General features: G+C 75.3%; 13 protein-coding genes and 1 pseudogene. 6 read left to right on the top strand and 8 right to left on the bottom strand.

Annotation, left to right across the window (positions count from 1 at the left end; all coding sequences use genetic code 11):
- Positions 1-39 precede the first annotated feature (39 nt).
- Together KIT14_11130 and KIT14_11125 are read right to left on the bottom strand one after the other, a co-directional pair.
- Positions 40-1,008, bottom strand: a complete 969-nt coding sequence (locus KIT14_11130; GenBank protein MCW5891088.1) for a WYL domain-containing protein — start codon at positions 1,006-1,008, stop codon at positions 40-42.
- Between the two features lie 202 nt (positions 1,009-1,210).
- Positions 1,211-2,185, bottom strand: a complete 975-nt coding sequence (locus tag KIT14_11125; GenBank protein MCW5891087.1) for an AraC family transcriptional regulator ligand-binding domain-containing protein — start codon at positions 2,183-2,185, stop codon at positions 1,211-1,213.
- Between the two features lie 163 nt (positions 2,186-2,348).
- Between KIT14_11125 and KIT14_11120 the strand changes: the two genes are divergently transcribed.
- Positions 2,349-4,277, top strand: a complete 1,929-nt coding sequence (locus tag KIT14_11120) for a PQQ-binding-like beta-propeller repeat protein (protein ID MCW5891086.1) — start codon at positions 2,349-2,351, stop codon at positions 4,275-4,277.
- 32 nt (positions 4,278-4,309) lie between these two features.
- Here the strand turns inward: KIT14_11120 and KIT14_11115 are convergent, their stop codons facing one another.
- Complete coding sequence (locus tag KIT14_11115; GenBank protein MCW5891085.1) at positions 4,310-4,741, bottom strand: MAPEG family protein; 432 nt, start codon at positions 4,739-4,741, stop codon at positions 4,310-4,312.
- Between the two features lie 118 nt (positions 4,742-4,859).
- On the opposite strand from KIT14_11115, the gene KIT14_11110 reads away from it, so the two are divergent.
- The gene (locus KIT14_11110) at positions 4,860-6,308 is read left to right on the top strand and encodes an NAD(P)/FAD-dependent oxidoreductase (GenBank protein ID MCW5891084.1); all 1,449 of its coding nucleotides are present in this window, start codon (positions 4,860-4,862) and stop codon (positions 6,306-6,308) included.
- 12 nt (positions 6,309-6,320) lie between these two features.
- Here KIT14_11110 and KIT14_11105 read toward each other — a convergent pair whose 3' ends face one another.
- Positions 6,321-7,880: a cellulase family glycosylhydrolase gene (locus KIT14_11105; GenBank protein MCW5891083.1), complete on the bottom strand. Its 1,560-nt coding sequence runs from the start codon at positions 7,878-7,880 to the stop codon at positions 6,321-6,323.
- Between the two features lie 120 nt (positions 7,881-8,000).
- Between KIT14_11105 and KIT14_11100 the strand changes: the two genes are divergently transcribed.
- From KIT14_11100 to KIT14_11090, 3 genes are all read left to right on the top strand, one after another.
- Entirely contained in the window at positions 8,001-9,173 is a 1,173-nt protein-coding gene (locus tag KIT14_11100) for a hypothetical protein (GenBank protein MCW5891082.1), read from the top strand.
- A gap of 47 nt (positions 9,174-9,220) precedes the next feature.
- Positions 9,221-10,426, top strand: coding sequence for a hypothetical protein (locus KIT14_11095; protein MCW5891081.1), 1,206 nt, complete (start codon positions 9,221-9,223; stop codon positions 10,424-10,426).
- 88 nt (positions 10,427-10,514) lie between these two features.
- Positions 10,515-11,147, top strand: coding sequence for a YqgE/AlgH family protein (locus KIT14_11090; GenBank protein ID MCW5891080.1), 633 nt, complete (start codon positions 10,515-10,517; stop codon positions 11,145-11,147).
- On the opposite strand, the pseudogene recD reads toward KIT14_11090, so the two are convergent.
- The 4 genes and pseudogenes from recD to KIT14_11070 all read right to left on the bottom strand — a co-directional run bounded on the left by recD (position 11,112) and on the right by KIT14_11070 (position 21,605).
- A pseudogene (gene recD / locus KIT14_11085) lies at positions 11,112-12,928 on the bottom strand (exodeoxyribonuclease V subunit alpha). The gene KIT14_11090 and the pseudogene recD overlap by 36 nt on opposite strands.
- Positions 12,925-16,494: an exodeoxyribonuclease V subunit beta gene (gene recB / locus KIT14_11080; GenBank protein MCW5891079.1), complete on the bottom strand. Its 3,570-nt coding sequence runs from the start codon at positions 16,492-16,494 to the stop codon at positions 12,925-12,927. Before recB ends, recD begins: the two are co-directional and overlap by 4 nt.
- A complete protein-coding gene (recC, locus tag KIT14_11075) occupies positions 16,491-19,706 on the bottom strand; it encodes an exodeoxyribonuclease V subunit gamma (protein ID MCW5891078.1) in 3,216 nt (1,071 codons plus the stop codon). Before recC ends, recB begins: the two co-directional genes overlap by 4 nt.
- A gap of 78 nt (positions 19,707-19,784) precedes the next feature.
- Positions 19,785-21,605, bottom strand: coding sequence for a HAMP domain-containing histidine kinase (locus tag KIT14_11070; protein MCW5891077.1), 1,821 nt, complete (start codon positions 21,603-21,605; stop codon positions 19,785-19,787).
- A 105-nt stretch (positions 21,606-21,710) separates the two neighbouring features.
- On the opposite strand from KIT14_11070, the gene KIT14_11065 reads away from it, so the two are divergent.
- On the top strand, positions 21,711-22,703 hold the full coding sequence (locus tag KIT14_11065; protein MCW5891076.1) for a site-specific DNA-methyltransferase: 993 nt from the start codon (positions 21,711-21,713) through the stop codon (positions 22,701-22,703).
- The last annotated feature ends 31 nt before the right edge of the window (positions 22,704-22,734 follow it).

Here is a 22,734-nt window from a genome sequence, read left to right as displayed (position 1 = left end):
GCGCCCTGCGGGGCGCCCCGCCCGGCCCGGCGCGAGCCGTCAGCGCCGGGCCCGGTAGCGCGCCGCACCGCGACGGAGCGCGGCGCCGACCTCCGCACGCAACGTCGCCGGCGCGAGCACCTCGACGTGCGGGCCGAGGCTCAGGATCCAGTTCGCCAGCTCCGCCGTGCCCCGCACCGTCATGGTGAGGAGCGTCGTGCCGTCCGCTCGCGCGACGAAGCGCTGCGTGCGGTGGATGCGCCGGGCCTTCAGGAGGGCCGCGCCTTCGGGACTGTGGATCAGCAGCTCCACCCGCGTCTCGGGTCCCTCGACGATGCCGAAGGTGCCCTCGGTGTGCCGCTCGGGCGAGTAGCCCGGCGGGTAGGCGAACGTCGCCGGCAGGCGCTCCACCGCGCGCAGACGCTCGACCGCGAGGTAGATGAGCTTACGGTGCTTGTGGCTGCGCCCGAGCACGTAGAGCCCGCCGCGGTACAGCGCCAACGTGTACGGGTCGACGAGATGCGGCGTGGCGGCGTCCTCGTCGTCGCGCCACGGGCTCGCGTACTCGACGCGCATGGTGCGCTGGTCGACGAGACACTTGAGGACCTCGCCGATGACCTCGTCGCAGCCCGCGTAGTCCTTCACCAGGTAGGGTACGGTGTAGAACTTGTGCTCGAGGTGCCCGAGCCGGCGGCGGACGTCGGGCGGCAGCAGCGCGTAGAAGCGGCTCCACAGCGCGGCCATGTCGTCCTTCAGGATCGTCCCGTCGAGGAACTGCAGGACGCTCGACGCGAAGTAGAAGCTGAGCGCCTGGTAGGCGTTGGAGCTCGGCGGCTGCCCCTGGTCGCGCAGGCGCAGGAAGCGCCGATCGCCGCGCGCGACCACCGCGACGAGCGACTCGCCGTCGCGGTCGACGAGCGCCGCCCGCAGCATCTTCACGTAGCGGGCGAGCGTGCGCTCGCCGACGCCGAGCTCGCGCTCGACGTCTGCCCAGCTCCAGCCGCGCGGCCGCTCCGTCAGCCCGAGCACGAGCCGCGCAACGCGGCTCCCCGCTCCGTACGTCGCCGGACGCGATCGTTTCTTCACCACGCCCCGCACGTCGCGCGCCGACGTGCGATCCTCGCCGTGCCCGAGCCGGGCCTGCCCGCGCCGTGCGACACGCCCGCCGTGTAGCGCCGGGCGGCGCGCCTGTAAATCCGCAACGGCCGAGCGCGGCGGCGTGGCGCTCGCCTCACCCGAGCGCACGCGTGCGGAACGCCGACGGCGACACGCCGAACCACCGCCGGAACGCCTTCCCGAACGCCGTCAGGTCCGCGAAGCCGACGCGCGACGCGACCTCGCCGAGATCGAGTCCCCGCTGGCGCACCAGCTGCTCGGACTGGGCACGGCGCACCTCGTCGACCACGTCACGGAAGTGACGCTGCTCGGCGGCGAGGCGGCGGGCGAGCGTCTTGCCGCTCATGCCCAGCGTGCGGGCGAGGGCTTCGCGGTCGACCCGGTCGCCGCGCGCGATGGCGTCGCGAACGGCCGCGGCCAGGCGGGCGCTCGCGGAGGTCGGCGGAAGGACGGCGGGACGGCTCAGAGCGGCGGCGAGCGCGGCCGCGGCGTCGGGGTTGGCGGCGCGGAGCGGACGGTCGAGGTCGCGCGTGCGGATGGCGATCGACGTCTCCGGTCGCCGGAAGCGCACGGGGCAGCCGAGCACGCGCTCGTACTCCTTGGTCGCGCCGCCGGGCGGGTGCGGCAGGCCGACCTCGGACGCGGCGGCGCCGCTGCGGCGGAGCGAGATCACGGTGCGCGTCACGACGTACTCGGCGGCGTGACGCGGCAGGTCGCGCCCCAGCGCCAGGCGGACGACCGTGCGCGCACCGCGCGGGTCGATGCACACGGCGTCGGGATTCTCCCAGCGCGCGCCGGCGAAGCGGCGAAACGCCTCGAGACCGTCGGCCACCGTCGCCTGCGAGCGCGCCAGATACGAGAGCACACCGCGGCCCCGGGCACGCTCGCCCATGTGCAAGCCGAGGAGCGGATCGTTGGCCGCGTCCTCCGCCCGCGCCAGAACGCGCGCCAGCTCGGCTCCGCCGAGCGACGCGTCGTCGTCGTGCAGGACGCGCGGATCGACGCCGGCCTCGGCGCAGATGCCGGCGGCGTCGAGTCCCACGCATGCGAGCTCCGCGAGGATCACGCGGTACGCGGCGCCGACCGACATCGGCCCGTTCTTAGCCGATCCGCGCCGCGTCGAACCAGGGTGGTGCGCACGTGGCGTGCGCACCTGGCGTGCGCGGCCGGGGAGGCGCTGCGGTTGTCCGCGGCGAACGAGCGATTGTCCGCGCGGGACGAGCCGCACGGGCGACGCGGGCTATAGTTCCCGCATGCTCGCCGCCGCCCTTCTGGTGGGCCTTCTGGCCTCCGCCACCGCTGCGCTCGCCGCCCCGGCCGACGCGATCACGCCCCGGCCCCTCCCCGTGCCGCCGCCGACGTCCTGGAAGCCGGACGACTGCCGCAGCGTGCCGTTCTCGCATCCGGCCCTGCTGCCGCGGACCGGGTTCCGGCGCGCGCATGGCGACCTCGAGAGCACCGACGAGGTCGAGCTGGCCTACGCACCGGTGTACGCGCGCGAGTGGAGCGTCGAGCCGAACCTCTACCAGGTGACGACGCCCGCGTTCGACGGCGCCGGCAACCTCTACATGACGCCGCTGCTGCCCCACGAGCCGATCCTCCTGCTGTCGCTCGACCCGAGCGGGGCACGGCGCTTCGTCGTGCCGCTCGCGCCGGGCGACCGCGGCGGCGGCGCCGTACCGGTGGTGCTGCGCGATCCCGACAGCGGCGACGAGGTCGTCTACGTGAACCGCTACGACCGCGTCGTCGCCGTGCGCACCGACGGCACGCTCGTGTGGGATGCGCCCACCGGGCTCGCGCCGGCGACCACGGCCGACCAGGGGCCGATCGGCCTCGCCTGGGTGCCGAACGCCGACGCCATCGTCGGCCTGACCCGCGACGGCTGGGTCTTCCTGCTCGACCGCCGAACCGGCTCGCCGGTGGTCCCGCCGCTCCAGCTGCCCGGCGAGCGCACGCCGCCGCGCAGCTCGAACGTCCCGCCCGCGCTCGCCGCCACGGTCGACACCCTGCTCCAGCCGCTGATCGCGTATCCGCCGGGCTTCAGCGTCGTCGGCCTCATCGAGGTGCTGCTCGGCGGCAACAGCGAGGTCGCGAACAACCTCTCCGTCGACCCGCGCACGAACCGGCTGTGGATCGCGGCCAGCGCCCGCGACGCGGAAGACGGCACGGTCGACGGCGTCTCCGAGCTGGGCGCCGTCTATCGCTTCGACGTGGTCCACGACGGCACCGCCTGGACGCTCCAGGAGATCTGCCACCGCAACTTCCCCGGCGGCTCGGCGTCGACGCCGTCGCTCGGCCAGGACGGCCGCCGCGTCTACCTCGGCGACGACGCCGGCGCGCTCATCGCGCTCGACGCCGCCGACTGCAGCGATGCCTGGACGGTGCAGCTCGACGCGCAGATCTTCGGCTCCGTCGCGACCACCTCGAACGGGCGCGAGGTGTTCGCCTCGTCGGCCAGCGGCATCTTCCAGGTGTTCGACGACGGCACGTCGGGCCGGCGCGGCTGGACCGCCGAGCTCGATCTCTACGACGTGCCGCCCGATCTCGCCGACTATCGCGGCCTCAACCTGCTGCTCGCCGGCGTCGGCGCGAACGGCCTCCTGATCCAGACCGGCGTCGGCCGTCAGGTCGGCACGCTGTCGCTGCCGGTGCGGACCGGCATCGCGCACGTCGACCGGCTGACCGGCCGCGCCCGCTGGTTCGCGGACGGCCTCGAGGAGTCGCTCGGCGCGATGAGCACCGGGCCGGACGGCGCACTCTACCTGCCCCAGGCGCCGCTGCGGCGCGCGTTCTCGCTCGCGCTCGGCCTCACCGCCGAGCCGCTCGTCGGCGGCGTCAGCAAGTGGTCGTCGACGCGCGACGACCTGCTCGCGCGCGACGCCGCCTGCGCGGCGGCGGACCGCGCCGCGAACGCCTGGACGCATCGGCGGACCTGCCTGCCGTCGGCGCTCGCGGACCTGGAGCAGGTGGACGCGCTGCGCGCGCAGATGCTCGCCGCGACCGAGCGCGCCGCACAGGGCGGTGTGCTCGCGACGGCCAAGGTGCGGCGCCTCCGCCGCCTCGGCGGCAAGGTGCGGCGTCCCACCCGGCCGGCGACGGTGGTCACCGTCGGCAGCTACCACAAGAAGGCGTCGCGGGCGCTCGGCCGCGCCTGCCGCCTGCTCTCGAAGCTCGCGAGCTGAGGCGGAGACCATCGGGCCCCGAGGCGGCGGCCTCACGGCGCCTGCCCGAGCCAGCCGAGCGTCGCGCGCAGCAGGATGAACCAGAGCGCCAGCGCGGACGCGGCGTAGAGCCAGAAGCGCAGGAGCACCTTGTTGAAGGTGCAGTGCACCGCGCTGTGGAGCACGCGGAAGCCGGCGAACAGCCAGCCGGCGACGACGTAGACCACGTCCACCTGCTGCGTCGCGAAGAGGTAGAGCGCGAGCGCATAGAACAGGACCGGCATCTCGAAGAGGTTCTTCAGGTTGTCGGACGGGTTCGCGACCGCCGGCGGCGAAAGCCGCGCCAGCTCGAGCGGCGTCACCTGGTCGGGAGGGATGCCGCTGCGGGTGAGGAACGGGATGCGGCGCGCGTACATGTACGTCCACACGACGAGCGTCAGCAGCATCGTCGCGAGGAAGGGCCCGAAGATCGCCGTCTGCTCCACGCGCCCGCGCTAACACGCGCGCGGCGAAGCTGGGAAGCGCGGCGCCGAGACCGGCGCTGCGGGCTCGAGGAGCGGACGGGCTTGACCGCAGCGCGAGGACGGGAAGAGAGTGACGCACATGTCACGATCGATCGCGGTCATCGGGGCGGGTCTCGGGGGGCTGTGCGCGGCCGTCAAGCTGCGTGAGGCGGGCTACGACGACGTCGTCATCTTCGAGAAGGCCGACCGCGTCGGCGGCACCTGGCGCGAGAACACCTACCCCGGCTGCGCCTGCGACACGCCGGTGGCGATGTACCAGCTGTCGTTCGCCCCGAGCCTCGGCTGGAGCCACATCTACCCACGCGCCGGCGAGATCCAGCGCTACACCGAGCAGATCGCCGACGACTTCGGGCTGCGGCCGCACCTGCGCCTCGGCGAGGAGACGGTGTCGGCGGCGTGGGACGAGGGCCGCGCCACGTGGCAGCTGCGCACGGCGTCGGGCGCACGGCACGAGGCGTCGGTGCTGGTCACCGCGCTGGGCCAGCTGAACCGCCCCGTGATCCCCGCCTACGAGGGCACGTTCCGCGGCCCGTCGTTCCACTCCGCACGCTGGCGCCACGACGTCGATCTCGCCGGCAGGCGCGTGGGCGTCGTCGGCTCGGCCGCGAGCGCCGTACAGATCATCCCCGAGATCGCCCGCGTCGCGGCCCGCGTGACCGTCTTCCAGCGCACGCCCAACTGGGTCATCCCGCGCATGGACCGGCCCATCTCCGACGAGGAGAAGGCGCTGCTGATGACGGCGCCGCACCTGGCCGCGAGCCACCGCGAGCAGATCTACCAGATGGCGGATCAGCTCTTCTGGCAGGCGTTCAGCTTCACCGACGTCGGCCGCGCCGCCTACACGCGCGTCGCGCTGAATCATCTGGAGACCCAGATCCCCGATCCGGCGCTGCGCGCGAAGCTCACGCCCGACTATCCGATCGGCTGCAAGCGCGTGCTGATCTCGGACGACTTCTACCCCGCCCTCGTGCGAGCGAACGTCGAGCTGGTGACGGCGCGCATCGCCGGGCTGAACGCGCAGGGGATCGCCACGCTCGACGGCGCGCAGCACGACTGCGACGTCCTCGTCTGGGCGACCGGCTTCGAGACGACGGGCTGGCACTGGTCGCTCGACGTGGCGGGTCGCGGCGGTCGTCGTCTGCAGGAGGCATGGAAGGACGCACCCGAGGCCTACTTCGGCATCACCACCGCCGGGTTCCCCAACCTGTTCATGCTGTACGGCCCCAACACGAACCTCGGCCACAACGCCATCACCTTCATGCTCGAGCGCCAGGCCGAGTACGCGGTGCGCGCGGTGCAGCTGCTCGACGCGCGCGGCGCCGCGGCGATCGAGGTCACGGCCGAGGCGCAGGCGCGCTTCAACCGTGAGCTCCAGGCGGCGCTCGCGCAGACGACCTGGGCCGACCCCGGCTGTCGCTCCTGGTACAAGACCGCCGACGGCCGCATCACGCAGAACTGGTCGTCGCACACGCGCGACTACGCCGCGCGTACGGCGCGCGTGGCGGAAGAGGACTACGCGCTGGCCTGAGCCGGCCGGCGCCTACCGGCCGTCGACGAAGGCGCCGCTCGGCGACCCGGTGCCGGCGGCCGCCGCACGCACGGACCAGTCGCCGCCCGTCGCGGCGGCGAGGACGAACGTCCCGCCCCACGCGGGCCGCGTCTTCACCTGCCGCAGCCCCGTGACACGCACGTTCGGCGCGCCGTGCAGCCGGGCCGGCCAGTAGAGCACGAGCTGCCGCTTGCGCCGCGCCCCGGTCCCCGAGGCGACGAGGACGCCCGTCTGCGCATCCCAGGCCATGGCCGTCAGCCGCCCGGGCGCCGCGCGTACCCAGCCGCGCGTCAGCTGGTCGAGCAGCGGCTGGCGCACGCCGGTCACGGTGTTCGTCGTGCAGTCGACCTCGAACTCGCCCCACACGTACGGCACGTGCCCGGCGCGCACGTCGCCGGCCTTGTGCGGGTCACCGCACGACTCGCGCCACGTCCACAGCGTCGCCGAGAAGCGGAACTCGTCCTGCCACGCCTGGTGCTGGCGGAAGTAGACGTCGGCCGGATCCGCGGCCCGGCGCGGGTCGCCGCCCCACTCGCCGACCAGCACGGGGACGTTGCCGTGGGTCGCGGCGTCGGCGCGGGCGCGGGCGAAGTCGCCGTACGGGATCGTGCCGCCGCCGATGCCGCCGCGGTAGATGTGCGGCGCGAAGGCGACGTTGCCGTCGTGCGCGAACGGCGGCGGATTGCCGAGGGCCAGGTCGGACCAGGCCGCGCTCGGCTCGAAGAACACGATGTGCGGGAAGCCCTTCCTGGCCGCCGCCTCGCCCGCGCGGATCGCCGGCACGGCTGCGGCGTAGAGGTCGGCCAGCTGCGCGATCTGCACGTCGGTGAAGGCGTTCGGCTCGTTGGTGAGGTCCCAGCCCGCGACCGACTTGAGCCCGCCGAAGCGCCACGCGACGTGATGCAGCATGGCGACGTAGCGGCTGCGGATGCCGACGCCGCCCGGTCCCGGCGCGTCGGCGAGGAACGCGGCCCACGACGCCATCACCGCAGGGCTCAGCTCACGCAGGAGGTTGAAGCAGCGGCTCGCGCCGCCGTCGAGCGTCGCCCACGCCGGCGCACCGTCCCAGCCGAAGGCGGGCGCGGACGGCGGCGTGCACGTCGTGCCCGGCGGCGCGGCGAGGCTCGGCCCCCAGGCGTCCTGGTGCAGGTCGACGATGGTGTAGACGCCGTGCTTGGCGAGCAGCTTGATGGTCTTCTCGACCGCGCGCAGGTACGCCTCGTCGTACTCGCCCGGCGCCGGCTCGACGCGCGACCACGACACCAGGAGGCGCACGACGTTCCAGCCGATCGCGGCGATGCGGTCGGCGTCCTCCGGCGGAAACGGGAACACGGTCGGGAAGGTCCCGTACTGCCAGTAGTCCGCGTGCGCGTTGACGTTGACGCCGCGGAGGATCACCTCGCGTCCCCGAGCGTCGACGATGCGCCCACCGGCGGGATCGGCTTCGGCATGCAGGGCCGGCAGCGCGAGGCGGAGGCCGCGTTTCGGCACGTCCTGGGCGACGGCGACGGCGGCGACGAGGGACAGCGTCAGCGCGACGAGGCGAAGCACCGCCGTAGCCTGCGGGCGGCCGCGGATGCGGTCAAGAGCCGCGCGGGCGGCGGACGAGGCCCCGAACCAGGTCCCCCCGCGGATTTGACCCCCCGGGCCGGCGCCTCCAAGCTGGCGGACGTGCCCGCCGTCCCCTGGCGACCGCTCGTCGCGCTGGTCCTGGTCGCCGGCCTCGCCGCGCGCGCGCCGGCGGCGCTGCGCGACCACGGCGCGGTGCCGCCGGAGTGGCAGGCGGCCCTCGCGGCCTACGGGCAGGATCCGGTCGCGAACCGCAGCGCGCTCGATCCGATCATGAAGGTGCCGCTCGACCAGCTGCCCGAGCTCTATCTGGTCGCGGTGGCCGACGCGGAGCTGCGCGCCGGCCATCCCCGCGCGGCCGTCCGTGCCTACCGCGAGCTGCGCCAGCGCGACGCCGGCCCGCTCTCAGAGCTCGCCGACCTCGCCCTGGGGACGCTCGCCCTCGAGCTCGGCGCGACGGCGGGGACACGCGACAACCTCGTCGGCCTCCTCGGCGATCCCGGGCCGAACGGCGCCATCGCGCGCCTGCTGCTCGCACTCGACGACGCCGGCGACGGCAACACCGACGCCGCGGTGGCGGCCTTCGAGCGGCTCGCGGGCGCGCCCGACGTGATGCCCGCCGTGCGCAACGCCGCCCGCCTCGGCGCCGGCTACGCGCGCTGGTGGGCAGGCCAGTACGAGGGGGCCGTGGCGGCCTTCGACCTGGCCGCCAACGCCGGCGATCCCCGCCTCGCCGACGACGCACGCTACGCCGCGGCGCGCGCCCGCCTCGCCCTCGGACAGGAGGACGCCGCGCGCCGCGCCTGGGAGGCGCTCGCCGCCGGCGTCCCCGAAACCCGGAACGCGCCCAAGCCGAGCAGCGCGCTCCTCGACCTCGAGTACCGCGCGGTCGTGCGCAGCGCCGCCCGCCGCTACCGCCGCGGCCCGGTCATGGGCCCGGCCGACCGCGCCCTGCTGGTCCTCGATCTCGACGGCGTGACGCTCGCGAAGGCCGCCCTCGCCCGCACGCAATGGGGCCCGCGGCCGGCGCATCCGCTGCCCGCGGGATCGCCGCCGCGCACGGAGACGGCCACCGCCGCGCCCGCCGCCGGCCCGACCGCCGCACCGTCCGGGACGCCGCCGCCCGACGCAGCCGGCGTCGCGGTTCACCCCGCGGGGCCCGCGCCGGAGCAGCGTCCCCATGCCGTCCTCGTGATCCTCCTCCTCGCCGGGGTCGTGCTGGCGGCGCTCGAGCTGCGGCGGCGGTCGCGCCGGGCCGATCCGCGGGCGCGCTGACGGCCCGTCAATCTGGCCAAACCAACGCGCCGCGCTAGAATACGCCCGTGCCGCTCCTGACGCCGTTGACGCCCGACCAGCGCACCACGTTCATCGTCGTGACGCTGCCGGTGAAGACGCTGCGCAAGCTCGTCGGCCGCCTCGGCACCGCACCGACGGGCACCCGCATCGACGGCATGGCGGTATGGGACCTCGCCTGGAGCCTCGTCGACTACTACGAGAACGACACCGAGGTGGCCGCGGCGGTCGACCGTACGCTCGAGCGCGAGGTCGGCGCCTCGCCGCTGGCCGGCGCGATCGCGGCCCCCGACGGCAGCCAGTCGGTCACGGATCTCCTGCTGGCGTCGAAGGATCCCGCCCGCGATCTCGCCTGGGCGCTGCTCACCGGGCCCGGCGGCGACGACGGCGCCCTCGCCGCCCGCTGCGTGCAGACGATCATCGCCGACTTCGACGCCGCCGACGAGCGCGCGCGCCAGGAAGAGAGCGCAGCGGGCGCCCAGCCGGCGCCGGCCGAGAGCACCGACCCGACCGCCGAGCTGCTGCGCGAGAAGGAGCGCGAGGCGAAGAAGGCGAGCACCAGCCGGGCCCGCGCCCTGAAGCGGCTCGACGCCGTCCGCGAGCGCGTCGTGGAGCTCGAGCAGGCGCTCGCAGGCGCCCGGCGCGACCTGCGCACCGAGCAGGACGCCCGGGCCCGCGTCGTCACCGAGCGCGACCGCCTCCAGGAGGAGCGCGAGCAGCTCCGCGGCCGCCTGCACAGCGGCACGGCCGGCGAGGTCGAGCGCCTGCGCGAGGAGCTCGAGACCGTGCGGCGGCGTGTGCGCAGCCTCGAGGGCGAGGTCGACGAGGCACGCGACGCCGAGCAGACCGCCACGGCGCGGCTGCGCGCGCTCGAGCAGGCGGCGTCGACCCGCCCGAGCGGCGGCGGTCCCGAGGAGGCGCCGGCCGCGGGCGGCCCGGGCTGGTACATGCCGATCTTCACCGACGAGTTCTACGAGTCGATCCGCCGCTGGGACCGCAAGATCGTCCACAACGCGTTCGAGAAGATCCACCGGCTCGCCGAGGACTGGCGTCACCCGAGCCTGCGCGCGATCCCGCTCGAGGGGCTGCCCGGCTGCTTCCGCATCCGCGTCGCCACCGACGTTCGCCTGATCTATCGTCCGCTCGAGGGGAATCGCATCGAGGTCATGTCGCTGATCGATCGCGAGGACCTCCAGCGCTACATCCGCCAGGCGAAGACGCGCGTCAGCTCCTGAGCGCCGTCGCGACGGGCCGGCGGGCGTCACGACCCGCATTGCGCGCCTGCGCCGGCGGCACTATGGCTTGCTCGTGGGCTCGTCGAGCTTGCTACTCGCGCTGCTCCTTAGCGCCCTGCCCGTCGCGAGCGGCGATCCGTGGCTCGGCCGCGTCACGACCGGACCGCAGAGCGAGCGCCCCGCCCGCGGCAAGCTGCTCGTCGCCGCCCAGAGCCTCCAGGATCCGCCGTTCGCCCGCAGCGTCGTGCTGCTCGTCTCCCACGACGCCGAGGACGGCTCGATGGGCGTCATCGTGAACCAGCCGCTCGACGTCACGCTCGCGAAGATCCTCCCCGACGTCACACACCGCCGGGACAGGCTCTGGCGCGGCGGCCCGATCCTGACCACCTCGCTGCTGACGCTGATCCGCCACCCGAAGAACGTCGCCGACACCGAGCCGCTGTTCGCGGACGTCCGCATGCTGACCAGCCGCGTGGCGTTCGAGCGGGCCCTCGCCAGCGACGTCCCCGCCGATCGCCTGCGGGCCTTCGCCGGGCATGCCGGCTGGGCGCCGGGCCAGCTCGAGACCGAGCTCGCGCGCGGCGACTGGTCGCTCATGCCCGCGACCGCCGAGATCGTCTTCGCGACCGAGCCTGCCCGTGTCTGGCCGAAGCTGATGCAGCGAGGGAACGGCGAGTGGACGCGCCTACGCGCCCCACAGCGCGTCGCGCAGGCCCGATGACCGCTCGAGCCGCCGCTCGATCGCCGCGGCGAGCACCGCGGCGCTGCCCCAGATCGCGACCCGGCTCCGCGCCCGCGTGATCGCCGTATAGAGCAGCTCGCGCGTCGTCACCCGCGACGGGGCGGCGGGCAGCGCGAGGAGGACGCGATCGAACTCGGAGCCCTGGCTCTTGTGGACGGTGAGGGCCCAGACGGTCTCGTGCTCGGGCAGGCGGGCGGGGGAAACGGGGCGCAGGCCCTGCGGCGTCGGGAACCAGACGCGCAGCGTGCCGTCGTCGTCCGGCAGCGCCACGCCGACGTCGCCGTTGAAGAGATGCTGGGCGGGATCGTTGCGCGTCACCATGATCGGGCGGCCCGCGTACCAGGGGCCGCGTTGCGAGGCGATGCCGCGGTCCGCGAGGCGCGCCTCGACGTCGGCGTTCAGCAGGGTGACGCCCCCGGGGCCGTCGCGGTGCGCGCACAGGACGCGGAACGTACCGAACGCCGCGGCGATCGCCTCGCGCGGCGCCCCGGCACGGACGAGGTCGAGATACGGGACGAATCCCTCGACGGCCGCGCCGGCGAGCGCGTCGCGCAGCCCCGCGACGCCGTCGACGGCGCGCCAGGCGACGTCGTCCGCGCCGGTGCGCAGCAGCGCGAGCGCGCCGGCGGCGTCGCCGGCGTTGACGGTCGCGGCGAGGCGGCCGATGCCGCTCGTGGCGGGGAAGCGATGGCTGTGGCGCAGCACGACGACCGAGTCGCGCAGCGGCGAGCGCGACGGCGTGCTCGGCGGCAAGGGGGCGCCGGCGAGGGCCTCCAGGCGTGCGCGCAGTGCGTCCGCCGGACCCGGCACGGGGCCGCAGACGTCGCCCAGCACCGCCCCCGCCTCGACCGACGCGAGCTGGTCCTTGTCGCCGAGGAGCACGAGACGCGCGGCCGGCCGCAGCGCATCGACCAGCTTCGCCATCAGCGCGAGGTCGACCATCGACGCCTCGTCGACCACGACGACGTCGTGCGGCAGCGGGTTATCGGCGTGATGACGGAAGAAGACCGAGTCGGGGATCGGGCCGAGCAGCCGATGCACGGTTGACGCGGTCGCCGGCAGCGCGGCCAGGATCTCGGGCGGCACCGGCAAGCCGTCGCGGGCGGCCGCGACCGCCTCCTGCAGGCGCGCCGCCGCCTTGCCGGTGGGGGCCGCGAGCGCCATGCGCAGCGGCGTCGCCGCGTGCAGCGCGAGCAACGCCAGCAGCCGCACCACGGTCGACGTCTTGCCGGTGCCGGGCCCGCCGGAGATGACGCAGAGGCCGCGCAGGACGGCCGTGGCCGCCGCCACGCGCTGCCAGTCGGGCGGCGCGACGCCGGCCGGCGGCGGAAGAGCGCCGCCAGGTCGCGGGCGACGGCCGCGTCGGCCGGCGCGGTCGGCAGCTCGACGGCGCGGGCGCGCAGGCCGCGCGCCACCCGCTGCTCGTAGTCCCAGTAGCGCCACAGGTAGAGCCGGTCGGCCGCGTCGAGCACGAGCGGCCGCGCCTCGCCCGGACGGCCGACGACGCCGCTCGCATGCAGCGCCGCCGTCCAAGTCGCGAGGGGCGGCGGCGTCGGTCCGTCGGGTGCGAGCGGGCGGCCGGCCACGGTCGACAGCTCGAGGCAGACGTGGCCGTCGCCCGTGCGCCGGCTCGCGAGCGCGGCGGCGAGGAGGAGCGGCTCCCCCCCCACGACGGCGCGACGATCGAGCAGCCGCGCGAAGTGGACGTCGAGGGCGTCGATCACGCCCGCGGCGGCGAGGGCGTCCAGCACCGCGCTCATGCGCCGCCCATCCAGGCGTCGAGCGCCTCGACCAACGCCGCCGACGGGCGATCGTGGAACACGCCGCACGCCGCCCCACGCGCCGGCTCGAGGCCGCGCAGGAAGACGTAGAAGACGCCGCCGAAGTCGCGCTCCCAGTCGAATCCGGGCACGCGCCGCGCGAGGAAGCGCCGCGCGACGACGGCGTAGACGAGGTATTGGAGCCAGTAGGCCTCGCGCGCCATCACCCCGGCGAGGCGCGCGGGCGTGTAGTCGTCGGGCGACGGCCCGAGCCAGTTCGACTTCCAGTCGAGCAGCCACCAGCGGCCGTCGGCACGGAACAGGAGATCGACGTAGCCGCGCAGGAAGCCCGCGACGGCGTCGAAGCGCAGCCCGCGCGCCGCCTCGTCGAAGGCGCCGCCGCCCAGGGGATGGGCGCGCAGCAGCGCACGCAGGCCGCCGACGTCGAAGCGGCCGAGCCGGTAGGTGAACTCCAGCTCCGCCAGCCGCTCGCGCGCCGGTACGCCGCCGACGCGCACCCGCCCGGCGGCGTCGAGCGGCGTCGCCAGCGCGCGTTCGGCGAGGCCGAGCACCGCGTCCTCCCATGCCGGCGCGAAGCCGTGCGCTTGCAGCTGCCGGCGAACGACGGCGCGCCGGGCGTCGGCTCCCGCCGTCTCGGGCACGAGGTGCTCCAGCACGCCGTGCAGGCACCGGCCCGCCGCCGCGCCGGGCGGGAACACGTCCGGCGGCGCCGGCGCGACGACGGCGCCGGGGTCGGCGTCGTGGTCGGGGCCTTCGTCGCGCCGGCCGGCGGCCAGGGTGGTGAAGCTCGTGATCGCCCACGACGCCGGCACCGGACGCACCAGGCGGCGGGGGGCGAGCGCCGCCGCGTCGACGGCGTCGCTCGGCAGGCGCTCGCCGCGGCCGTCGGGCAGCGGCACGACGCGGATCGCGCCGTCCGAGGCGCGCACGAGCCGATCGAGATCCGCGCGCAGATCGGCGTCGGACCGCTCGCGGAAGGCGGAGGCGCGGGCGGCGACCTTGTCGTCGTCGCGCGCCGGATCGCCGAGCAGCCAGGCCAGCGCCGAGAACCCCGCGTCGCCGGCGCCGCCCCACACGATGGTGCAGCGGTGCTCGGCGCGCGTGAGCGCGACGTAGAGGAGCCGCAGCCGCTCGGCCAGCTCCTCGGTGCGCGCGGCTTCGCGCGCCGGGTCGTCGTTGCCCCGCTTCACGCCGAGCGAGAGGCAGCGCCGGCGCTCGGCGTCGTGGTGCACGACGTCCGGCAGCTGGTCGCTCATCAGCCGGCCGTCCCACACGAACGGGCAGAAGACGATCGGATACTCGAGGCCCTTGCTCTTGTGGATGGTGACGATGCGGACGAGATGCTCGTCGCTCTCGAGGCGCAGCTGGTGCTCGTCGCTCTCGACCCGCCCGCCGGCACGCCGCTCCGCCATCCAGGCGACCAGCGCCTCGGGCCCGCCCGGTCGCGTGCTCGCGGCCTCCTGGAGCAGCTCGCCGAGGTGGAGGACGTTGGTGAGGCGCCGCTCGCCGTCGCCGAACGCGAGCAGGCGCGGCGCCACCTGCTCGTCGGCGAGCAGCGCGCGGAACATCTGTACGAAGCCCTTCTCGCGCCACCGCTGCCGCCAGCCCTGGAAGCGCAGCAGGATCGTCGACCACGCCGCCTCGTCGCCGGCGACGCGCTCCAGCTCGGCGCCCGACCGCCCCAGCATCTCGGTGGCGAGCGCCGCCCGCACGGCGCCCTCGGCGCCGGGGTCCGCGGCGGCACGCAGCACCAGCTCGAGCTCGCGCGCCTCGCGCGAGGCGAGCACGCTGTCCTGCGCGTGCTGGACGCTCGGGATGCCGAGACCGAGCAGCGCGTCGCGCACCAGCCGTCCCTCGCGATGCGTGCGCACGAGGACGGCGACGTCGCCGCCGGCGAGCGGCCGTCCGTCGTACGTCGCCGTACCGGCGGCGGCGGCGCGCAGCAGGCGAGCGATCTCGGCCGCGGTCGCGGCGGCGGCACGCAGGCGCGCCTGCGGCTTCGGGACCACCTTCGGACCGCCGGGCTCGCGGCCGAGGAACCAGACCGTGAACGGCGCGGCGTCGTCCGGGACGACGAGGCGCTTGCGGTCGCCGCGATCGGCGGGCTGCGCCGCGCGGAACTCCACGTCGTCGAGCAGGAACGGCCGCTCGGCGCGACGGAAGATCGCGTTGACCGCGGCGAGCAGCGGCGCATCCGAGCGCCAGTTGCGGTCGAGCGGCCAGCGCGCCGTGGCCTCGGCGCGGGCGCGCAGATAGGCGTAGAGATCGGCGCCGCGGAACGCGTAGATCGCCTGCTTCGGATCGCCGACGAGCACGAGCGGCCCGCCGCCGTCGCCCCAGACGCGGCGGAGGATCGCGTACTGCACCGGGTCGGTGTCCTGGAATTCGTCGACCAGCGCCGCCCGCCAGCGCCGCCGCACCGTGGCGGCGAGCGCCGCGCCGCCGGGCGCGTCGAGCGCCGCCGCCACCCGGCGCAGGAGGTCGTCGTAGGAGAGGAGGCCGCGCCGGCGCTTGCGCTGCGCCAGCGCCTCGGGCGCCGCCTCGAGCAGCGCGCGCCGCAGCGCCAGCCGCCGGGCCTCGTAGCCATCGCGCAGCTGGGCGCCGGCGGTCTCGAGCGTCTCGACGACGTCGAAGAACGCATGCGCCGGCGGCGTGCCGCTCTTGTTCCTGCCCTCGCGCAGGCGGTCGGCGCGCAGCTTGTCGAGCGGCGCCAGCGCGGCGATGCGTGGGGTCTCGGACGCGAAGTAGCCGTTCACGAGCTCGAACCAGCCGGGCAGCGACCCGAGCTTGTAGCGCACGCCGCTCAGCTGCTTCGTCTGCACGGCCGCGACGAGGCGCGCCTCGATGGTCGCGCGCTCCGCCAGCCAGAGGGCACGCGCGTCGCGCCAGGCCGCCGCATGGCGCGCCTCGACCTCGGCGGCCGGCGCCGGCACCTCGGGCGCCAGGACCCGCACGTCGGTCCGGCCGAGATGCGCGCCGAGGTGCTCCAGCAGGCGATCGGGGCCTTCGCGCTTCTCGAGCAGGTAGTCCGCGAACGGCGGCGACGCCTCCGCCACCGCCCGGCGCCAGTGGTCGTCGACCACCTCCTGCACGAGCTCGGCTTCGTCGGGCAGGATGTCGCCGTCGAACGGCTGCCCGCTCTCGAAGGCGTGGTCGGCGAGGATGCGCTGGCAGAAGCCGTGGATCGTGTGGATGGCCGCTTCGTCGAGCGTGGTCAGCGCGCGCGCCAGCGCCGCCGCGGCCGCGGCCCGATCGGGGAGGCGCGCGAGGAGGCCGGCGAGGAACGGATCGGGCTCGGCGTCGCCCGCCAGCACCGGCTGGGCGGCGACCAGACGCTCGCGCAGCTTGCGACGCAGATCCTCGGTGGCGGCCACCGTGTAGGTGACGACGAGGATGTCCTTCGGCGCCAACCCGCGCTCGAGAACGAGGCGCAGGTAGAGCTGGCCGAGCGTGTAGGTCTTGCCCGTGCCGGCGCTGGCCTCGACGACGGTCTGCCCCTCGAGCGCGACCGCGAGCGGATCGAACGGCGACTCGGCGGCGCTCACGCCGCGGTCCCCTTCATGGCCGCGAGCAGCGGCTCGAACACCCGGCGCGCCAGCGCGCTGAACTCCGCGTCCAGCGGATCGGTGTCGCGCCACGCGAGCACGTTCCACGCGTTCTCGGACTCGCCTGCTCCCGGCCGATACTCGTTGCCCTCCCAGCACTCGACCGCCGCCCACCACGCCTGCCGCTCGCCCCTCGGCAGCTGCTCCTGGTAGGCGTATGCGCTCTCGGGGAAGAGCCGCAGCAGCTCGCACCGCCCGCGCCGGTAGAGCGCGACCAGCTCCGCGAGCAGCGCGCCGGGATGCGCGACGCGGTGGAGCACGACGGCCTCGACGTCGCGCGAGCCGCCGAGCCACAGGCTGCGCGCGCCGCCCTTGCCGTCCGCCTGCAGCGCCAGGTGGCGCACCCAGAGGCCGAGCAGATCGCGCGCGCGCAGGCCGCCCATGCGCCACTCGATCAGGCCGCCGGCGAACACGCCGGGAACGATGCCCGCGAGACGCGTGCCGTCGGCGAGCGCGTGGGCGACGGGCACGGACACGCCGGCGCCGACCGCGCCGGCGTCCTCGAGGCGGCGGTGGAACGCCTCCACCTCGCGGGCCGCGCCCCGGAACGCCGCCCGGCCCATCTCCCCGTGCGGCAGCATCCCGCGCGCGCGCAGCAGCCGCTCGGCGGCGTCGGGATCGACGCCGTCGCGGCGGAGCGCGAGCAGCTCGGTGCGGGCGGTCCAGGCGCCGAGGCCGTCGAGGCCGAACGGCTCGCGGTCGTCGAGACCGGCGTCGTCGCCCGCGACCCGCAGCCGCAGCCGCTCGCGCAGGAAGTCCCGCGTCGGATGGGCGAGGAAGTCGACCAGCCGATCGAGCCCGACGTCCTCCGCCGGCGGCGCCGGCAAGGGCGCCTCGAGCAGCGGGCCCGACGCGCGCGCCGTCGTCCGCAGCGTACGGCTGGCCTCGCACAGCTCGGTCGAGTAGCTCGCCAGGCGCGCGTCGTCGCCGCCGAAGTAGCGGCGGCTGAACGGCTGCAGCGGATGCTCGACGACGACCTGCTCGCGCAGCGTGCGGCAGCCGGGCGCGGTGGGCGCGAAGCCGCGCTCGAGGACCTCGAGCAGCTCGCTCACGACGACCGAGGGTGGGATCTCGGCGTTGTCGCGGATGCCGCGTCCGACCCAGCTGAGATGGAGACAGCGCCGCGCGGACAGGATCGCTTCGAGGAACAGCCAGCGATCGTCGGCCCGACGCGAGCGATCCCCGCGGCGATGGTCGTCGGCCATGAGGTCGAAGCCCGGCGCCCGCCGCGTGCGCGGGAAGCTGCCGATGTCGAGCCCGAGCAGGCACACGACCGGGAACGGGATGCTGCGCATCGGCACCATCGCGCAGACCGTGACGCCGCCGGTGAGGAAGCGCCCGCGCGGCCGGCTCTGCTCGAGCGCGCGCTGGAGCTCGGCACGCACCAGCGCGCGCGACACGGGCGCGTCGGCGCCCGCCGCCTGCGCGGCCTCGGCGAACGCGGCACAGGCGTCGCGAGCCGCGGCGACGGCCTCGTCGTCGTCCGCACCGGGCGCGAAGAAGTCGTCCAGCAGCGCGAGCAGCTCGGCCGCCCACGCCGCCGGCGGCCGCGGGGCACGCAGGCGGGCGTCGAGCCCGAAGGCGGCGTCCGCGAACGCGGCGAGGCCGCCGAGGGCGCGAGCGGCGGAGCCCTCGATCTCGTCGAGGGGCAGGACGTCGCCGTCGAGCCGGCGGTTGCGGCCCGGCAACGCCCAGCCGAGCAGCAGCCGATCGAGCCCGAAACGCCAGGTGTGCTCGGCCGTCGGCGGCAGCCCCAGCTGCGCGCGCCCGGCCGCGTCGATGCCCCAGCGGATGCCGGCCTCGCGCACCCAGCGCTGGACCTGCGGCAGATCGGCCTCGTCCAGCCCGAAGCGCCGGCGCAGCGCCGGGACGTCGAGCAGCGCGAGCAGGCCGGTGGCGTCCCAGCGGCCATCCGGCAGGTCGACGAGGCGCAGGAACGCCTCGATCAGCGGGCTCTCCGCGCGCACGCTGCGGTCGGCGATGGAGAACGGGATCCAGCGCTCGGGCGGCGCCGTGCCGAACACCGCCTCGATGCAGGGTGCGTAGGTGCCGACGTCGGGGGTCATCACCACGACGTCGGCGGGGCACAGCTCCGGGTGGGCGTCGAAGAGCGCGAGCAAGCGGTCGTGCAGCACCTCGACCTCGCGCATCGGCGCGTGGCAGGCATGCAGGCGGATCGAGTCGTCGGCGGCGGCGACGGGCGTGCGCGCGCCCCCGTCCCAGGGCCGCTCGCGCAGCTCCAGGACGTCCATCTGCACGGCCTCGAGCAGCGTCGCCTCGCCCGGCTCCCGCCAGCAGTCGTCGTCCAGCGGCGCATGGGTCTGCAGCTCGTCGATGACGTCGCGTCCCTGCTGCCCGAGCGACGCGAGCAGCGCGTTGCCGCTCTCGCGATGCTCCGCCTCGGCGTCGCCGCCGAGATGGGCGATGGCGCGCGCCGAGAGTACGTGGGCCCAGTGCTCCCGCGACGGGTTCAGGACGAAGCAGTGGACGTCGCTCCGCGCCCCGAGCGCCGCGAACGCCTGCACCTGCGCCGGCGGCATGGTCGGAACGCCGAACAGCGCGACGCGGGCCGGCAGCGCGTCGCCCGCGGCGGCGCCGGCCATGGCCGCGAGAAACTCCTGCGCCAGCCGCGCGCCGTGCCGTCCGTCGGTTCCGGCCACGAGCCGGCGCCAGAGCACCGCCTGCCAGCGCGCGTCGGCGCCGCCCTCCCAGTCGCGCATCCAGTCGGGCCGATAGACGACGTACTGGTCGTAGAGCTCCGCCAGCCGCCCGGCGAGCGCGAAGCGACGCGTGCCGTCCGGGTCGTCGCCCATCCAGGCGTGCAGCGGCGCGAAGGTCGCGTCGCGCTCGAGCCCGCCGAGGAGCCCGAAGAGCCGCCACGTCGCCACCGCGGGCTCGAGCGGCGAGCGGGCGGGCACGTCCGGCAGCACGCGCCGCCACATCTCCCAGAGGAACGCCGCCGGGAAGGCGAAGCGCACGTGCGCGCACACCCCGTGCCGCCGCGCCAGCTCGAGCGACAGCCAGCGCGCCATGCCGGCGTTCTGGACGACGACGTGCTCGGGCGCGAGCGGGTCGTCGGGCGGGACGGCCAGCACCGCGGCGAGGCGGTCGACCAGCACCTCGAGGCGATTGCCCTGGTGGAGCGTCAGCATGACGGGCGTCTGCCGGAGTAGCGGACCCCGGCCTGCACCCGCAATGGCTACCGCAGGCGAAGCGTCAGCGGCTGTCGCTCAGCTGCCGGTCGCGCGCAGCGCCGCCGGCGGCGCCGGCAGGCGCACCGTGAACGTCGAGCCGACGCCGACCGTGCTCGTCACCGCGACCGAGCCGCCGAGCAGCTCGGCCAGGCGGCGCACGATGTGCAGCCCGAGCCCGACGCCGCCGAAGCGGCGCGTGGACGAGCCGTCCGCCTGGCGGAACATGTCGAAGACGTGGGGCAGCTGGTCGGCGGCGATGCCGATGCCGGTGTCGGCGACGCGGACCTCGAGCACGCCGTCGTCCCAGGTCACGTCGACCTCGACGCGGCCGGCGCGCGTGAACTTGAGCGCGTTGCCGGCGAGGTTGCGCAGGATCGTCTTCAGCTTGGTGCGGTCGGCGAGCACCGCGGGCAGGCCGCCGTGCCGCCACACGAGCGTGGTCTCCTCGGCGACCAGCGGGCGCAGCTCGCGGTCGAGCTCGCCGCAGATGCCGGCGACGTCGACCGCGGCGCGCGCGATCGGCTCGCGACCCGATTCCAGGCGGCCGACGTCGAGCGTCGCATTCACCAGCTCGAGCAGCTCCTCGGCGCTGCGCGCGACGCGGGCGAGCGTCTCGTGCTGCGGCGGCGCGAGCGTGCCGAACGCCTCCTCGAGCAGCATGTCGGTGTAGCCCATGATGACGTTGAGCGGCGTGCGCAGCTCGTGCGACATCGTGGCGACGAACTCGGTCTTGAGACGGCTCGCCGCCTGGAGGTCCGAGATCAAACGGGCGTTCTCCAGCGCCAGCGCCGTCGCCTGGGCCATGCCGAGCGCGAGCCGGCGCTCGAGTGGCGTGAAGGCACCCGTGCGCGTGCGGCGCCCGTGTGCCTGCACGCCGGCGATCCGGCCGCGTACGGTGATCGGGACGCACATCGCCGAGGCGACGTCGATGCTGCGCAGCAGCGCCGGATCGACGAACGGCTGCGCGTCGGGCGACGGGATCTCGATGAGGTCGTCCGGATGGGCGCGCGCGATCTGCTCGAGCCCCGCGGCGGGGAACGCCATCGCGGCGATGGTGGCGTGGATCGCGGGACGGCTTCCCGCCGAGGCGAGCATGCGCACGACCTCGCGGCGCTCGTCGAGCGTGAACGTCGTGCTCCAGTCGCAGCCGAGAACCTTCAGCGCGACGGCGTGTGCGCGGTCGAGCATGTCGGGCTGGCCGAGGTGCGCCGCGAGCGTCTGCGAGACCTCGAGCAGCGCGGCGGAGACCGCGGCCTCCTCCTCGGCGCGCTGGCGGGCGGCGTCGAGCGCCGTGTCGGCGACGAAGCGCGTCCGCCGCGCCCGCTCGCTGGCCGCGGCGGCGAAGACCGCGCCGATGAGCAGCACCGCCCCCGTCGCGACGAGGTGGCCGAGCTCCTCGAAGCCGCCGCGCACGAGGATCAGCGAGGCCGCGTTGGTCACGCCCGCGAGCGCAGTCATCGCGATCTGCGGCCCGACGCCCCACGGCAGCAGCGCGGCGGTGACGAGGCAGGCGACGAGCGACACCAGCGCCGTCGCCTCGAAGGTGCCGCTGACGGCGTCGGACAGGACGCCGCTGACGAAGAGCAGCGCCATGAGGCCGAGGACCAGGACCACCGTCGCCGTCCACCCGACCGCGCGTCGCAACGCGAGCCAGGTGCCGGCGACCAGCGCGATCTGCCCGGCCGCGATCGCGAACAGCGCCGCGAAGAGATGCGGGCGGAAGACCAGGTCGACGAGCGCGAACAGCGCGATCGCGACCACGATGAGGGCGAGGCCCGCACGGACCCGCTCCCGCAGCTGGGGTAGCGTCGCAGCGCGCAGGGCCGCGGGGGCGTCGGGGGATGGATCGGACGGCATTTCGGTGACGGCGGAGCAGGCCCGGGGCACGGCGGCGCCCACTCCCGACGCTGCCGGGGGATCGTGGGGGCCGCAACAAGCAACCGCCGTGCCGTTCGCCGGGCAATTGGCCGGCTGCTATACGCGCGGCCCATGCGCATCGCCGACGGCTGGGATGCCCAGGCGGACGTCTCCCTGCACGCCGGCGACACCCGCCATCTGCTCGCAGCCATGCCCGACGGCTGTGCCCAGCTGGTCATCACCTCGCCGCCCTACAATCTCGCAAAGGTCTACGAGCGTCGCCGCCGGCCCCTGGACGCCTGGGCGGCGGAGCAGGCGGCGGTGATCGCGGAGTGCGTCCGCGTGCTGGCACCGGGCGGCAGCCTCTGCTGGCAGATCGGCAACCACGTCGCCGACGGCGCCGTGCTGCCGCTCGACCTCGTCCTCTGGTCGCACTTCACGGCGCACGACTGCCTGCGGTTGCGCAATCGCATCGTCTGGCACTTCGCGCACGGGCTGCACTGCACGCGGCGCTTCTCTGGACGCTACGAGGTGGTCCTCTGGTTCACCAAGGGCGACCCCTACCGCTTCGACCTCGATCCGGTGCGCGTGCCGCAGAAGTACCCCGGCAAGCGCGCCTGGAAGGGGCCGCGCGCCGGCACCTACACCGGCAACCCGGCCGGCAAGAATCCCGGCGACGTCTGGGTGTTCCCGAACGTCAAGGCGAACCACGTCGAGAAGACGATCCATCCGTGCCAGTTCCCGGTCGAGCTCGTCGAGCGCTTCGTGCTCGCGGTGACCGCGCCGGGCGACCTCGTCGTCGATCCGTACCTCGGCGTCGGCTCGACGGCGTGCGCCGCGGTGCTGCACGGCCGGCGCGCCGCGGGCGCGGAGACCATGCCGGCGTACGTCGCGATCGCGCGCGAGCGCATCGCGCTCGCCGCGCAGGGCGCGCTGCGCACGCGGCCGATGCACCGCCCCGTGCACGAGCCCGATTCGCGCTCCGCGCTCGCCCGCCGCGACGATCCGGCGCCGCGCGCCAAGCAGGCGCGGCCGCGCACACCGGCCCAGGGCCTGCGGCTCACGGCGGCGGTGCTCGCGCGGCGCCGCGACGGCTGACGCCCCTCCTAGACGGGTCGCTCCCCGCGCG

This window comes from bacterium (genome assembly GCA_026129405.1).
GTDB lineage: Bacteria > Desulfobacterota > Binatia > DP-6 > DP-6 > JAHCID01.
Note: the sequence above shows the minus strand (reverse complement) of the source record. Positions and strands in the feature narration are given on the sequence as shown.